Origin of the sequence: Limnothrix sp. FACHB-406 (genome assembly GCF_014698235.1) — a bacterium.
Lineage (GTDB): Bacteria > Cyanobacteriota > Cyanobacteriia > CACIAM-69d > CACIAM-69d > CACIAM-69d.
In genome coordinates, this window is the sequence record NZ_JACJSP010000009.1 from 33,269 (window position 1) to 47,812 (window position 14,544).

Annotated in this window: 12 protein-coding genes; 7 read left to right on the forward strand and 5 right to left on the reverse strand. The window is 57.3% G+C overall.

Annotated elements, in window-relative coordinates:
• Nucleotides 1–106: 106 nt before the first annotated feature.
• From H6G53_RS10525 to H6G53_RS10540, 4 genes are all read left to right on the forward strand, one after another.
• Nucleotides 107–1,837 (forward strand): ShlB/FhaC/HecB family hemolysin secretion/activation protein, encoded by a 1,731-nt coding sequence (locus tag H6G53_RS10525; RefSeq protein WP_242030819.1) that lies wholly within the window; start codon nt 107–109, stop codon nt 1,835–1,837.
• Nucleotides 1,838–2,441: 604 nt separating this feature from the next.
• On the forward strand, nt 2,442–2,921 hold the full coding sequence (locus tag H6G53_RS10530) for a secondary thiamine-phosphate synthase enzyme YjbQ (RefSeq protein WP_190532740.1): 480 nt from the start codon (nt 2,442–2,444) through the stop codon (nt 2,919–2,921).
• 59 nt (nt 2,922–2,980) lie between these two features.
• Nucleotides 2,981–3,343 (forward strand): response regulator transcription factor, encoded by a 363-nt coding sequence (locus H6G53_RS10535; protein ID WP_099534967.1) that lies wholly within the window; start codon nt 2,981–2,983, stop codon nt 3,341–3,343.
• A 221-nt stretch (nt 3,344–3,564) separates the two neighbouring features.
• Entirely contained in the window at nt 3,565–4,461 is an 897-nt protein-coding gene (locus H6G53_RS10540; RefSeq protein ID WP_199291608.1) for a tetratricopeptide repeat protein, read from the forward strand.
• A 93-nt stretch (nt 4,462–4,554) separates the two neighbouring features.
• On the opposite strand, the gene H6G53_RS10545 is transcribed toward H6G53_RS10540, so the two are convergent.
• Nucleotides 4,555–5,295, reverse strand: coding sequence for a tetratricopeptide repeat protein (locus H6G53_RS10545; protein ID WP_347278345.1), 741 nt, complete (start codon nt 5,293–5,295; stop codon nt 4,555–4,557).
• A gap of 508 nt (nt 5,296–5,803) precedes the next feature.
• Here H6G53_RS10545 and H6G53_RS10550 point away from each other — a divergent pair.
• Together H6G53_RS10550 and argS are read left to right on the forward strand one after the other, a co-directional pair.
• Nucleotides 5,804–6,334 carry a pentapeptide repeat-containing protein gene (locus tag H6G53_RS10550; protein ID WP_190532743.1) on the forward strand — a complete coding sequence of 177 codons (531 nt, stop codon included), beginning with the start codon at nt 5,804–5,806 and terminating at the stop codon, nt 6,332–6,334.
• A 218-nt stretch (nt 6,335–6,552) separates the two neighbouring features.
• Entirely contained in the window at nt 6,553–8,307 is a 1,755-nt protein-coding gene (argS, locus tag H6G53_RS10555; protein WP_190532878.1) for an arginine--tRNA ligase, read from the forward strand.
• A gap of 74 nt (nt 8,308–8,381) precedes the next feature.
• Here the strand turns inward: argS and H6G53_RS10560 are convergent, their stop codons facing one another.
• The 4 genes from H6G53_RS10560 to ftsH2 form a co-directional block, all read right to left on the reverse strand.
• Nucleotides 8,382–9,344 carry a glycosyltransferase gene (locus H6G53_RS10560; protein ID WP_190532880.1) on the reverse strand — a complete coding sequence of 321 codons (963 nt, stop codon included), beginning with the start codon at nt 9,342–9,344 and terminating at the stop codon, nt 8,382–8,384.
• Between the two features lie 391 nt (nt 9,345–9,735).
• A complete protein-coding gene (gene mraY / locus H6G53_RS10565; RefSeq protein WP_190355623.1) occupies nt 9,736–10,851 on the reverse strand; it encodes a phospho-N-acetylmuramoyl-pentapeptide-transferase in 1,116 nt (371 codons plus the stop codon).
• A 360-nt stretch (nt 10,852–11,211) separates the two neighbouring features.
• Nucleotides 11,212–11,367 carry a hypothetical protein gene (locus H6G53_RS10570; RefSeq protein ID WP_190532746.1) on the reverse strand — a complete coding sequence of 52 codons (156 nt, stop codon included), beginning with the start codon at nt 11,365–11,367 and terminating at the stop codon, nt 11,212–11,214.
• 62 nt (nt 11,368–11,429) lie between these two features.
• Complete coding sequence (ftsH2, locus tag H6G53_RS10575; RefSeq protein WP_099534971.1) at nt 11,430–13,322, reverse strand: ATP-dependent zinc metalloprotease FtsH2; 1,893 nt, start codon at nt 13,320–13,322, stop codon at nt 11,430–11,432.
• Nucleotides 13,323–13,933: 611 nt separating this feature from the next.
• Between ftsH2 and H6G53_RS10580 the strand changes: the two genes are divergently transcribed.
• Complete coding sequence (locus H6G53_RS10580; protein WP_099534972.1) at nt 13,934–14,488, forward strand: late competence development ComFB family protein; 555 nt, start codon at nt 13,934–13,936, stop codon at nt 14,486–14,488.
• Nucleotides 14,489–14,544 lie beyond the last annotated feature (56 nt).

Sequence of the window (14,544 nt, forward strand, 5' to 3'; positions counted from 1 at the left end):
TAGACCTCCAGCTTTGAGATCTTTGACCTTCAGATCTCCAGCCTTTAGATCCCCAGTCTTTAGATCCCCCATCTCAAAGCCTGAATTGAACCATCAGAACCGTGACTTGAAGCCTGTATTCAGGCATTGCGCGGATCTCCATTGGTGGTGGTTGCTGGGATCGCTGGCGAGCTTGGGCTGTTTGGGCGGTGGGGCTGTGGCGGCCATCGCCCAAACTCCCCCTTTGCCCCGTCCCGATCGCCTGCCGGATTCGATCACCATTCCGGAGCCAGACCAACCCCCGCCCACTTTGCAGCCGCCCCCGATCGAGCAGCCCGCCTCACCCTCTGACCTGCCGCCGATTCCCGGTCAAATTGTTGTGAAGGCCTTTCGGGTCACGGGCAGCACGATTTTTACAGATAGTGAATTTGCGACCCTGCTGCGGCCCTACACCAATCGCCCTCTCACCTTTGCGGAGTTGCTGGAAGCGCGATCGGCGGTGACGCAGCAATATGTCAACAAAGGGTACAAGACCTCTGGAGCCTTTTTGCCGCCCCAGGAAATTGATCCGGCCCAGGGCATTGTGGAAATTCGGGTGCTGGAAGGCCGGCTAGAGGCGATCGAGGTGCAGGGGTTACGGCGACTGCGCCCCAGCTACGTGCAACGGCGCATTGAACGGGCCACCCAGCCGCCGCTTCAGGTCGATCGCCTGCTGACCGCTCTGCAACTATTGCAGGCTGACCCGCTCATTGAGACCGTTTCCGCAGAACTTTCGGCAGGAACCGAGCCGGGCACGAACCTGCTGCGGATCACCCTCACGGAAGCCGACAGCCTCCATGGCGATCTATCGGTGGATAATGGGCGATCGCCCAGCGTGGGCACAGTCCGGCGACGCGCCACCATCACCCAAGCCAACCTGCTGGGGCTAGGCGATGGCATCAGCCTCAGCTACACCAATACCGACGGCAGCGACTCGATCGAAGCCAGTTACACCATCCCGATCGACAGCCGCAACAGCACGATCGGGGCCCGTTTCCAATGGACCGGCAGCAGCATCGTTGAAGATCCCTTCGGCCCCCTCGACATCCAAGCCGACTCTTACCAATACGAACTGACCTATCGCCGCCCCCTGGTGCAGCAGCCCAACTATGAAGTCGTCACGGGCTTGACCCTCTCGCACCTAGACAGCCAAACCAGCCTGCTCGGCATTGACTTTCCCCTTTCCCCGGGAGCCGATGACCAAGGGCAAACCAGCGTCACTGCCCTGCGGTGGTTTCACGAGTGGACCAGTCGCAGCGAAAGCTACGTTTTGGCCTTGCGATCGCAACTGAGTTTGGGACTGGATGCCCTTGACTCCACCATCAATCGCGAGTCGCCCGATAGTCAATTCTTGGCCTGGCGTGGCCAAGCCCAGTGGGTGCGCCAATTTGCGCCCGATACGCTGCTGCTGGTGCGGGGTGAGGCCCAATGGGCCGATCGCCCGCTCTTGCCCGTGGAGCAGTTTGGCCTAGGGGGATTTGAAAGCGTTCGGGGCTATCGCCAAGACTTGCTGCTGACCGATGGCGGGCTGTTTGGGTCGGCTGAATTGCGCCTGCCCCTGTTCCGCGCGCCCAAAATTAAAGGGGTGATGCAAATTGTGCCCTTTCTGGATGTGGGAACCGGCTGGAACCGGGGCGATCGACCCGATCCCGATCCCCAAACCCTCGTTGGTCTCGGATTGGGCCTCCGATGGCAACAGGGCGATCGATTCACAGCGCGCCTAGACTACGCCATTCCCCTGGTGGAGGTGGACAACCCAGACCAAGACACCTGGCAGGAAAATGGCCTCTATTTTTCCGTGCAGTGGCGAGCTTTTTGATTGCGGAGTTCCGCCGCTGGCGAATTCCCTTGACCCAACGGCGATCGGCGCGATCAGGCACGAATTCCAAAAATTCATGGCTCCCATTGCCCCGTTGCCGCTGGGAACGATGGGGAGCGATCATCCAAAATAACCACCCAAAACCAGCACCCAACCACCGCCCAACCAGGACTCAGCCTTCCCCCAAAATTGGTGAACCCAAGCTGTCAATGGCGGAAATCTTGTCCATAAATCTCGCTAAAAATCGATTTATAGAAAAATTTAGGTCTAAAACCCCGCCCTTTCAGGTCATGCTAAATTACAGGTGGCCGCTGGGCTAGCGGTTTCAGTCTGTGGAGCAACCGCAAGACCCGAAGAGAACCAATCTCAGAGGGCTGGCACGATGAAGCAGAAACCCAAATCGCGAGGTTTGGGAATCCCCGTTCGCTTGCGGTGGGGAGGATGTCAACCCTATTTTTGATGGCGGCATTGCATCGGAATAGAGCGACCGATCCGGATCCATGAATAATTGTTTGTGATTGTTCGTGGTTGTTTGTGAATAATTGCTTTTTGAAATATTTCGATCGCTCCATGCAGAACTTTTTCAGTCCCTATTCCAGTTTCCATGAGTCGTTCTAGCGCCTCCGCCACTGTCATTTCGGTTGGGGCGATCGACCAGCGATCGCAAACGACCCATGTGCAACAGGTGCTGCGCCTTTCAACCCAAGGCAAACGGTTGCACAACATCACCAGCGCGATCTCGGAACTGGTGGCGCGATCGGGAGTGACCACCGGCCTCTGTACGCTGTTTGTGCAGCATACCTCCGCCAGCCTGGTGATCCAGGAAAACGCCGATTCTGACGTGTTACAAGACCTGGAAGCCTTCCTCGCCGGCCTCGTCCCCGAATCGGCTCCCTACCAACACAGTGCCGAAGGGCCCGATGACATGCCGGCCCACATTCGCACCGCCTTGACCCACACTTCTGAACAAATTCCGATCGTGCATGGTCAACTGGGACTGGGGATTTGGCAGGGAATCTATCTCTGGGAACATCGACAGCACGGTCGCACGCGCGAAGTTGTGGTACATATCATGGGTGGTTAACTCGCCCGATTGCGAGGGATGGCGGTCAGCAACCGCCGCCAACTGCGAAGGAGGATGTCGTGAGTAAGGTGCTAATTGTCGATGACAGCGCAACGATGCGCGAGATGATTGCCGCACTCCTCCAAAAACACGGCATGACGACGGTTTTGGCGGGCGATGGGGTAGAGGCACAGGTGCAATTTGAGGCCAGTGCTCCGGATTTGGTGATCACAGACATTGTGATGCCCCGGATGAATGGCTATGAATTTTGTCGTTGGATGAAGTCGGATAACAACCGAAAGGACGTGCCCGTGGTGCTTTGCACCAGCAAGAGCGAAGAGTTCGATCGCTACTGGGGCATGAAACAAGGGGCCGATGCTTACATCGCCAAGCCCTTCCAACCGGAAGAGCTGATCGACACGGTGCGGCAACTGTTGAAGTAGCACCTGAAGGAGCGTCTGGAATCTCGAAGTTGGGCCAATCCCCTCCCTGGCAACACCTGCGATCGCGCGGAATTTCAGGGATATTGGGCGATCAAGTCTTGAACCCAACCCAGTTTTGTGCCCCTGTTCACCCGCCACGCCGGATTAACCGCCCGCCGGATTAATTCAGGTTGCTAAGATGGCCTTGCGATCGTTGTCAGCAGCATTGGATAAACAGGACTGTGAGCAAACTGGGCAAACTGAGCTTGAAACAACAGAGCATCCGAGCGCTCCAGGTTCTGGCTGTGCTTTGGGGTTGCATGGGGCTATCCATGCCGGCCCGGGCGGAAGTGTTGCTGCCCTATGCACCGCCAATTGATCCCCAGTGGTCTGAGCAGGCTTTGGATCTAGCCCAAGATGCGGCGCGTTTGGTGCAGTTTGAGCAATACGATGAGGCCCTGGCCCGCATTCGAGTGGCGGCCTATCTCGCTCCCAAAAATCCGCAGGTTTTGCGGTTGATGGGCGGTTTATATCTCCAATCTCAACAGATCGATCGGGGCATTCAGGTGCTGGAATCGGCCCGGGCCTTGGCTCCGGAAGATCCATCGGTGTTGTTGGCGTTAGGGTCGGCCTACGGGCAACAGAAGCGCTGGGATGAGGCGCTAACCACGTTGCAGGCGGGCCTCAAGCTTCAGGACTCGCCCACGGGCCGGTTTGACTTGGGGAATGTCTACCTAACCATGGGCCGGTTCCAGCAGGCGATCGAGCAGTTTCGGCAAGCGGTGACCCTGGAAGCACGGATGTGGCCAGCGGTGAACAATATCGGCTTGGCGCTGTATGAGTTGGGCGATCGGGACAATGCCCTCAAGGAGTGGGAAGCTGCTTTGGCCGTGGATCCAACCGCCGCAGAACCCAAACTAGCGATCGCCACGGCCACCTACACCGCTGCCGGTTGCCAAAGCCAAGCCCGAGATCCCAACTGCCTGAAGGGGTTGGCCCTGGCCCAGGAAGCTTTGGACACCGATGAGCGCTATGCGGATTTGCAGTACCTGAAGGACAACCTCTGGGGCACTCAACTGTTGAAGGATGCACAAGTGTTGCTCGATCGCCTCAAGCGCGATCGGGCAGCCGCTCGCTAAATGCCAGTTCGCTCAACTGCAACTCGCTCAACTTCACCTCAATCCAGCAGGGCTGGACAATGCCAGTTCTTGCCCGCTGGATTGCTCTAGAGGTTAAAGCTTGAGGAATTTTTCCAGGGCGGTCACCATGGCGGGCGGCCAACGGCGCACCTTCGCCACCCACTCCAAATCCTTGTAGCGCCGATCGAGACCCACTACCGAGACCCACTGGCTTTCGGCCTCGCCGCGATCGCCCGCATCCCACAGGGCCGCCGTCAGGGCCGCCCGCGCATCGGCAAAGGTGGGATATTTCCGCACCAAATTCCGCAACAGGCGCAAGGCCTCCGCCCGATCGCCCACCTGGAACAGGGCGAGGGCATGGTTCACCCGGGCGATCGCAAAATCGGGAGCCAAGCGCTCCGCCTGGGCATAGTCGTCAACCGCGATCGCCCATTGGCCAAGGCCCGCCTCCGCGTTGCCCCGGTTGTTGTAGGCGGCCGCATCATTGGGATCCAATTCCAACACGTGGTCATAGTCCGCGATCGCCCCCGTCAAATCGCCCGCATTCTCCCGAGCCGCCCCCCGATTCAGGTAGGGATCCGGCGCATTGGGAGCACGGCTAATCGCTTCGTTATAGTCCGCGATCGCCTCCTGAAGCCGATTTTGGCTGGCGCGGGCATTGCCCCGGTTGCTCCAAATTTCCGCATTGTCGGGAAAAAGTTCCAAAATTTGCGTCCAGTAACGCTCGGCCTGGGCAAATTGCCCGCCATTGGTGGCCTCAAAAGCTTGGTCAAAGAGCGATCGCGCGGCCTGAACGCGGGCTTCAAGGGGCAACTCATCGGCCAAACTCGGCATTGGCACAATTGCCCAACTGGCACAAATCAGGAATCCTATCAGCCCGATCGCCAAGCTGCGCCCCATTCCCTGCAAGCACCGCCATTGAAAGCGTTCAGCCCCTTCTGACTCAAGCCTCCCCTGGACTTGGAGCCAACGGGCAGTTACGAATTGAGATATCGGTTTGAATACTGTCCCGCAAGCGATCCGGGCGAACTGACGATCGAGTTGTATTGACCCAGAACGACTCACCCGGTTGCCCATCACGGTCACCGCCGATCGCCCCTGTGGTTCCCTGCGGTGCTCCCTGTGCTGACCTTGACCCGAACCCCATTGACGACCGGTCACGATCGAGCCAGCCAAAGCCAACAACAGTTGGAACAAGCGTAAAACTCGCATAGGTTGGAACTCTGGGGGACACCGATAAGCATCCTAGCGCGATCGTTCCCTGCCATTACAGCCGTTTCACCGATGTCTGCCTAAGGCGCGTACCCTGTCCATCCTTGCCGATTTGCTGAGAGGTCAACCCATGAAAACGTCCCACAAAACTTGGACTGCCGCGATCACCTTCCTGTTGGCAGGCAGCTTGGCCAGCGTGGCCTGGGCCCAAAACACCACCGATCCCCAGCAGTTCATCAGCGGCAGCGCCCGCAGTTGCCAAGGTTGCGATCTTCAGGAAGCCAACCTCAGCGGCATCAGTCGGGTTAATGCGCGGCTGCGTCAGGCCCAACTGCAACTGGCCAATCTTTCCGACAGCAACTTTGAGGGCAGCTACTTCACCTGCGCCAACTTGGCCAGTGCCAACCTGCGCAACACCAAGCTGCGGTTTGCCAATTTTGTGGATGCCAACCTCAGCGGAACTGATCTGCGGGGAGCTGATCTGCGCAATGTGGACTTGGGCGGGGCGATCGTGGACGAAAATACCAACTTTGAAGGGGCCAACCTTGAAGGGGCCAAGCTTTGGGATTCTGCAACCCTCTACCGCTCCGGTGTCGATTTACGGCGAGTTCCCCGCAATGTTGAAGGCGATCTGGAGCGGGTGCGCTGCCGGAATCGCTAGGGCCAGCAGTCTAATTAGCCCTAGCTAACCCGATCGCAACTGACCTAGCCAACAGAATCCGGCTTGCGGGCGGCCTCGCTCTCCCCCAATTCCAGTAAAATCTTCTATTGCCCTTTGCTCTTCGCGCGCGGGGAACTCCACGTTTGGCCGCGGCCGAACGCCCCGCGCCTTATCTTGTGGGCGAGATTTTTTTCTGGAAACCGTTCCCCTTTTTGCCGGTGAAAGACGCGATCGCCCGCCTTCGTTCAGCCCTGGAAACCGCCCTGGTCAAAGCCTTTGGCCCGGAGTTGGTTGGCACGGATCCGATGCTGGTTCCGGCCAGCAATCCCAAGTTTGGGGATTACCAAGCCAATGTGGCCCTGTCCTTAGCGAAACAGTGGGGCAAGCCACCGCGCGAGGTCGCCAGCGCGATCGTGGCGGCCTTGGCAATCGAGGATTTCTGCGAACCCCCTACCATTGCGGGGCCGGGCTTCATTAACCTGACCCTCAAGGCCGACTACCTGTTGGGGCAATTGCGATTGAGCCAAGGGAGCGATCGACTGGGCATTGACCCCGTAGCGCAACCGCAGCGCATTTTGGTGGACTTTTCCAGCCCCAACATTGCCAAGGAAATGCATGTGGGCCATTTGCGCTCCACGATCATTGGCGATGTGCTGGCCCGGGTTTTGGAGTTTTTGGGCCACGACGTGTTGCGGCTGAACCATGTGGGCGATTGGGGCACGCAGTTTGGGATGTTGATTACCCATCTGCGGGAAGTGGCTCCGGAAGCCCTCACCAACGCCAATGCGATCGACCTGGGCGATCTGGTGGCGTTCTATCAAAAAGCGAAAAAGCGGTTTGATGAGGACGAGGATTTCAAAGAGCGATCGCGCCAAGAGGTTGTGCGCTTGCAGGGCGGCGATCCCGACAGCCGCCGCGCCTGGCAATTGCTCTGCGATCAATCCCGGCGGGAATTCCAAAAAATCTACGACCTACTCGATATCCAACTCACGGAACGGGGAGAATCGTTTTATAACCCCCTGCTGTCGGAGGTGGTGAGCGCCCTGGAAACGGCGGGCCTGCTGGTGGAGGATGCGGGGGCCCGCTGCGTGTTCCTAGACGGTTTTGTGAATAAGGACGGGAACCCGCTGCCCCTGATTGTTCAAAAGTCCGATGGGGGCTACAACTACGCCACAACGGATTTGGCCGCCATTCGCTATCGCACCACCCAAGACCGGGCCGATCGAATCATTTACGTCACCGATTCGGGGCAAGCAAACCACTTTGCCCAGGTGTTTCAGGTGGCCGAGCGGGCCGGCTGGGTTCCGGCGGGAGTGGAACTGGTGCATGTGCCCTTTGGTTTGGTGCTGGGTGAGGACGGCAAAAAGCTGAAGACCCGATCGGGAGATACACCGAAGCTGAAGGATTTGTTGGCGGAGGCGATCGATCGATCGCGGGCCGACGTGGAACAGCGGTTGCAGTCAGAAGAGCGCAGTGAAACTCCCGAGTTCATTGAACAGGTGGCGCAAATTGTGGGCCTCAGCGCGGTGAAATATGCGGACTTGTCCCAAAACCGCACCAGTAGCTATGCCTTTAGCTACGACAAAATGTTGGCGCTTCAGGGCAACACAGCACCCTATATGCTCTATGCCTACGCTCGGATTCAAAGCATTAGCCGTAAGGGTGAAATTGATTTTCAGAACTTGGACAGTGCCGAACTCATCCTCAGTGACGAGAGCGAGTGGGCATTGCTCAAGCACCTTTTGCGACTGGATGAAGTTCTAGAGGCGATCGCGGCGGAATTGATGCCCAATCGTCTCTGTGAATATCTTTTTGAACTGAGCAAAAAATTCAATAAATTCTATGATCGCTGCCCGGTTTTGAATGCCGCAGAACCCGATCGCACTTCCCGATTAGTGCTCTGTGATGCCACGGCACGTACCCTGAAACTGGGGCTGAATTTGTTGGGTATTGCAGTGCTCGATCGAATCTAAGCTCATCAATTCCGAGCCAAGTTAACAAGCTAATTGGTTATCTCAGAAGCGAACCCAAAAGGTTCAGCAACAGTTCATTTCAATGCCTCAAATGGCTCAATCCAATCCGCGCGATCGGGTAACTGGGCCCGCACTTGCCCGCGCCAACGTTCACGACTGCCCAACAGTTCAATGGGCGTTGATAGGGCATCGAGCAGGGAGCCTTTTTTAAACAGCCAGCGCCCAAAAGCCAGGGGTAACTCTCGCAGGCTCCAGCGCACCCAACGGCGCAATTCCTGGCGGGCCGATCGACGACGCATCAGCGGCACACCATGCAACTGGTGTAGGTAGCGATTGGAGCGGCCATACCGTCGCCATTGACTGGCAAATTCCTGCCAGGTGGCCCGATGGCGGTGTTCCACAATGGCCCCCGGCGCAAAGGCGATCGCCCAATCCGTGGCCTGTTGCATCCGCCAACACAAATCCGCATCGCCTCCGGTGGTCAGATAAGGACGAAACAGCCCGATCGCCTGGAAAACTTCTCGCCGCACCGCCAGGTTCGCCGTTTGGCCATAGGGCAAAAAGGGATGGTCGATCGTGTGTTTTTGCGAGAGGGTTTCTTGGCGATCAGCATAGCGTTCTAACAGGGTATGGCCCGGCAGGGACGTGATTTCCCCAGCCACCATCCCAATTGCGGGATCGGCAAAATCTCCCACCAGCGATCGCAGCCATTGCGGTTGAGGGCGACAGTCCGCATCCGTAAACACCAGAATTTCCCCCCGCGCTACCCGAATTCCCCGGTTCCGCGCCGCATAGGACGACTGAATCGTCAATTCCTGGAGAGGATGCAGTTGCCATCCCCGATCGCTAGCCATTTGCTGGGCCCGCTGCAGCCAATCCCAGGAGCGATCGCCGCTGCGATTGTCCACCAGAATAAATTCCACTTGGCTGGGGGGATAGTCCTGAGCCAACAGGCAATCAACTAAGGGAGGCAAGTCCGCCTCGCCGTTATAAATCGGCACAATCACGGACACCATGGGCCAAGACTCCGGCTCCATGGCAACGGTCGATCGCCCCTCTGCGCTCACCGGTTCCCTCGAATCCAGATCAGAATCGTCCATGCTTGCTAGAACGCCAAGGAACATCCAAAAATCATGCTGCTTAACCAATGGGCTTGATGCTCTGACTCAATTCGCTGGTTTATCCAGGCCATCGGCTCGATCGGTCAGGCGATCGCCACAGCCCCGGCAGCTTGCCCCCTTCAGGATACTGTTGAGTTTGCCATTCCACGGGATGATTGCCCCACAAAAAACGGGGCCCGGGGCCCCGCAATCTCAGGCGTTATTTCAGGTATCGTTTCAGGCGTGTCTGAGGGTTTGAGTCTTGGATGGCAGGGAATTGCGCTAGCAACCAGATCAATTGCAATTGCAACTGCAACGAAGGGGATGCTCAACGCCACCAGAGTCCCAGAGCACCAAGGGCCGCAGCCACCAGATAGAACGTGGAAACCACTTGCAATTCTGACCAGCCAGAAAGCTCAAAATGGTGATGCAGCGGGGCCATCTTGAAGAGTCGCTTGCCCTTGCCGTCCGGGCCTTTGGTGGCTTTGTAATAGCTCACCTGCAACACCACCGAAAGGGTTTCAGCCAGGAACACCCCGCCAACAATGGCCAAACTCCAGAGCGAGTGGGTCAACAGGGCCACGGCAGCCAACGCACCGCCGAGGGCCAAAGATCCCGTATCGCCCATGAACACGCGGGCTGGATTGCGGTTATAGGCCAAAAAGCCCAGGCAGGCTCCCGACAGGCAAGCACAGAAGAGACCCAGGGCCGGAGAAGTGGGGTAAACAATCGCTCCCAGGCTCAAGAGGGCGATCGCCCCAGTGCCGCCCGCCAGTCCATCCAAGCCATCGGTAAGGTTTGTAGCGTTGCTTTCCGCCACCAGGGTGAACCAGCCGATCGGGAAAAACAAAATTCCCAAGGGCAGTGCAAACCCCAAGGGCAGGGCCACCGTTGTTAAATCCCAAGATTTTGTCAGCCCCAACCAAAGGCAAAACAATCCACCAAACAGCACTTGCAGCGCCAGTTTTTGGCGCGGGGTAATGCCTTTATTCGATTTGCGGCGCAAGACCTGCCAATCGTCAATCCAACCGATGAAACCATAGGCTAGGGTCAAGGCTCCCACCGCCAGTGCATCGGCCCACTGGGAACCAGACCAACCGCAACCTATTCCTAAAAGTAGGGTCAAAACCACGGCCGTGGGCACAAAGAAGATGCCGCCCATGGTGGGGGTTCCCGCTTTCACAAAGTGGGATTGGGGGCCATCTTCTCGAATCACCTGGCCGGTTTTGAGACGGCGCAACAGGGGCACTACCCAAGACCCGATCGCGGCGGTTACAGCGGCGGCTGTCACCAGCGGCAAGGTGAGCGATTCCAGGCCATAGGGCGATCGCCCAGACAGGCCATCGATTGTCACTGCGGCAGCGCTCAGGCAACCCGTCAGCAGCAAAAATAGCTGCGTGCCGGTTAGTGCAAAGGATTTTTGAACTGGAAATTTAGCATCCACGACAAAACCAGTAACTCACTCGTCACACCACACACACACCATCTGTCCAAGCATCGCTTCTATCCGTGCCGCGTTCCCGATTTAACGTTTTCCATCATTCCCTGACTCCCTGGAGGTAGACCCTGGGCATCGCGCGAAGATGGTCGTTAACGGTGTTGCAGCATGGGCGATCACGATGTTAGGAAACCGCGCTGAGGGGCTAAAACCATGACCCGTTTGATTAGATACGGGATGGGCAACCTTAGGCGCTCATTAAAGCACGAATCCTGATGATCGGCGATCCGCTCCTTGGAATTCCGAACCCGGATCGACTGGCAAAATCCTCATCAAAAATCCATTAAGAATTGTTGTGGCACAGGATCAGCCAATTGCCAATGCTGAATTTTGATCCTGCACTGCTGATCCCGATCGCTCGAAAAATCCAGTCGATCGCCCCCGCTGGCCAGTCACGCCCAGGTGTTGCTCGGGGCGATCGGGCAGGCGATCCCGCAAAAAAGCCGGGAGCGATCGCCCCATGGGTCAATCGCTCCCGGTCATTTCATTGAGATTGTGGCTTACGTCCTCAAGGTTGGCTCAGCCTAAAACACCAACTGGGTCGAGGCCTGTTCCTTGTCCGGAATCGTGGTGTATTCGGCCAGAATTTGGCGGAACTCATCACCATCGATCGTTTCCTTTTCCACCAGCAGATCCACCAGGCGATCGATCGCCGTCCGGTTTTCGCGAACGATCCGCTTGGCTTCCAAATAGCAGTGATCCACGATCGAGCGCACTTGGGCATCCACCCGGGCTGCGATCTCTTCGGAGTAGTCTGATCGGGTCAGCCAGTCGCGACCCAGGAACACCTCAGACGATTGGGTCTCCAGGGAAATCGGGCCAATGTCCGACATCCCAAAGCGGGTCACCATTTGCCGAGCCATGTTGGCCACCTGTTGCAGGTCGCCGCCGGCCCCGGTGGTCACTTCCGCATCACCGAAGATCACATCTTCCGCCGCACGACCGCCCAAAGCACCGGAAATCCGAGCCATGATTTGCGATCGCGAAATCAGCATCTGATCTTCGCTGGGGGTGAACCAGGTCAGACCGCGAGCTTGACCGCGCGGGATCAGGGTCACCTTCTGCACCGGGTCGTGGTGCTTCATCAGCGTCCCCACGATCGCGTGGCCAATCTCGTGGTAGGCAATCAGGCGCTTGCTCTTGCTATCGACCAAGGGCGTGCCTTCCATCCCAGCAATCACCCGATCGACCGCATCATCGATTTCCTGCATCGTGATTGCGTCCTTGCGGCGGCGAGCCGTCAAGATAGCCGCTTCATTCAGCAGGTTCGACAGGTCAGCCCCCGTAAAGCCAGGAGTCCGACGGGCGATCACCTCTAGGGAAATTTCATCCGCCAGCTTTTTGTTACGGGCGTGGACATTCAGGATTTCCACACGGCCCTTCACATCCGGCGCATCCACCGTCACCTGGCGATCAAACCGGCCCGGTCGCAGCAGGGCCGAATCCAACACATCTGGGCGGTTAGTTGCTGCGATCACAATGATCCCCGTGTTGCCCTCAAAGCCGTCCATTTCGGTCAGCATTTGGTTCAGGGTCTGCTCACGCTCATCGTTACCGCCGCCGATGCCTGCGCCCCGTTGGCGACCCACCGCATCAATTTCATCAATGAAGATGATGCAGGGGGCGTTTTCCTTAGCTTTTTTGAACAGGTCGCGCACGCGGGAAGCGCCCACGCCCACAAACATTTCCACAAATTCCGAACCGGAGATGCTGAAGAACGGTACGCCCGCTTCCCCGGCGATCGCCTTGGCCAACAGGGTTTTGCCGGTTCCCGGAGGGCCCACCAACAACACGCCCTTCGGAATTCGTGCGCCCACCGCCGTAAAGCGCTCCGGCTTCTTCAGGAAGGTCACAACTTCTTGCAGTTCTTCCTTGGCCTCGTCCACGCCGGCCACATCATCAAACATCACGCCGGTTTTGGCTTCCATTTGGAACCGGGCCCGCGACTTGCCAAATTGCATGGCTTGGCCAGGGCCACCGGGAACGTTGTTCGATCGCCGGAACAGGAAAAACAACCCCGACAGCAACAAAATCGGGAACACCAAATTCCCCAGGAGACCCCACAGGGCCCCATCGTTGCGCATCGGGTGCGAATCCAGGTTCACCCCAGCTTCGCGCAGCTTGGCAATCAAGTCTGGCGCGGCCACGGGCAAATCAACCCGCAAACGCTGAAGACGACCATCCAGCTCAGGATCGACAGCCTCGACAATCGCCGTGCGGCCACCCTCATACAGGTCAACTTCAACAATCCGGCCTGCATCCAAATATTCTAAAAAGCGGCCGTAGGTCATCCGGGTATTCGCCGCGTTTTTACCCATGTCTGCTGTGGGGCCCGAAACTGCGCCCTGCCATAGGAAAAACCCTACGATCAGGACGGGCAACGTCCACAGCAGCGCGACTCTCCAAGAGAATTTCATCTGATGAGTTGCCCCTCAATCAATGCCTGTTATGTGCCTGTTATGCGGCTCGGGCGATCCCGAGTCTTAACCAAATGTAACTTACTGTTAAGCAGCCAGCAACCGAACTCAGTTTGGTTCGGTTCCGGTGGTGGCCCGTGGCGATCGGGGAACTTGCTCCAAAACCACTGCCATGACTGGGTTTGATGCCTTGAGGAGCTAGTTACAATTACTTAGCGGGCGATCGCCTGCCTGCCGTTCCCTGAGATTGAGGGAGAAACCAGCAAGGTTAAATGGGAGCGGGGTAGCCATCGGCCGTAGGGTTAAGTTGGCAAACGTCAAATTAGCAGCGGAAAATTGTGAAAGAATGGCCACCCAAAAATAGTGATTAAAAAAATGGTGATGGAAAACGTTTGCCTCTAGATTGGATTTCTAGATCAAACCGTTTCTAGACCGGTGTGAGTGGCTACGGCAGAAAATCGCACCGCACCTCCAAATCATCATTACGTCAAATCATCATTACGTCTTGAGGGAGGGATTAGGTCGCTGGCTTTCCGCGCATACTTTACCCTGTCTATAAGTCCCGTCAATCTGACCCCGACTGACCTCGAATCCTGGTATCACGCAGAGTTATGAGCATCGAAAAAATTGTTGAACAAGCGTTACGCGATGGCTATTTGACTCCGGCCATGGAAGCGGAAGTGGGGCGGATTTGCGATACAGCTTCCGAGTTATCGATCGAGGAGTATATGGCTCTCGATCGATTGATGGGTGCATTGCTGACTGGTGAAGTGGTTGTGCTGCCGCGCAAGCAATTTATCAACGTCATGGAAGAGTTGGTGCTCACGGAGGCCATTACCCGAGTCGCGGAAATTGAAACCACCAGCGATCGGGCTTTGGATGTGGGCGATATTGCTGCCTATGCCCTCAATCGCTTGCCGCCCCTCTATGCCACCACTGAGGAGGGAGCCAACTACCAACGCCAACGGGCCAAGGAACAGCTCCAAGACCTGATTGCCAGCCAGGTGAACGAAGCCATTGTTCACAGCCAATCCAAGCCGGAATTCTTCCCAGAGCGGCAACCCCTTGGCAAGCCCAGCGGCGATGTGCTCTCGCAAGTTAGCGCCCTGTTGCAATCTTCGGCCCCAGCCTTCGAGGCCGATGTGCCCGGTAGTACCAAACGCTAGACCCCGGTTATTTAATTCGTTTTGCCCGTCGCTGCTGGTTTTCAGCCCAGCGACGG

Excerpts from the sequence above, each read along its gene's own strand:
- H6G53_RS10530 (WP_190532740.1), top strand. The coding sequence starts at position 2,442 with ATGAGTCGTTCTAGCGCCTCCGCCACTGTCATTTCGGTTGGGGCGATC.
- H6G53_RS10545 (WP_347278345.1), bottom strand. The coding sequence starts at position 5,295 with ATGCCGAGTTTGGCCGATGAGTTGCCCCTTGAAGCCCGCGTTCAGGCC.
- H6G53_RS10550 (WP_190532743.1), top strand. The coding sequence starts at position 5,804 with ATGAAAACGTCCCACAAAACTTGGACTGCCGCGATCACCTTCCTGTTG.
- H6G53_RS10560 (WP_190532880.1), bottom strand. The coding sequence starts at position 9,344 with ATGGAGCCGGAGTCTTGGCCCATGGTGTCCGTGATTGTGCCGATTTAT.
- H6G53_RS10570 (WP_190532746.1), bottom strand. The coding sequence starts at position 11,367 with ATGGGGCGATCGCTCCCGGCTTTTTTGCGGGATCGCCTGCCCGATCGC.
- ftsH2 (WP_099534971.1), bottom strand. The coding sequence starts at position 13,322 with ATGAAATTCTCTTGGAGAGTCGCGCTGCTGTGGACGTTGCCCGTCCTG.
- H6G53_RS10580 (WP_099534972.1), top strand. The coding sequence starts at position 13,934 with ATGAGCATCGAAAAAATTGTTGAACAAGCGTTACGCGATGGCTATTTG.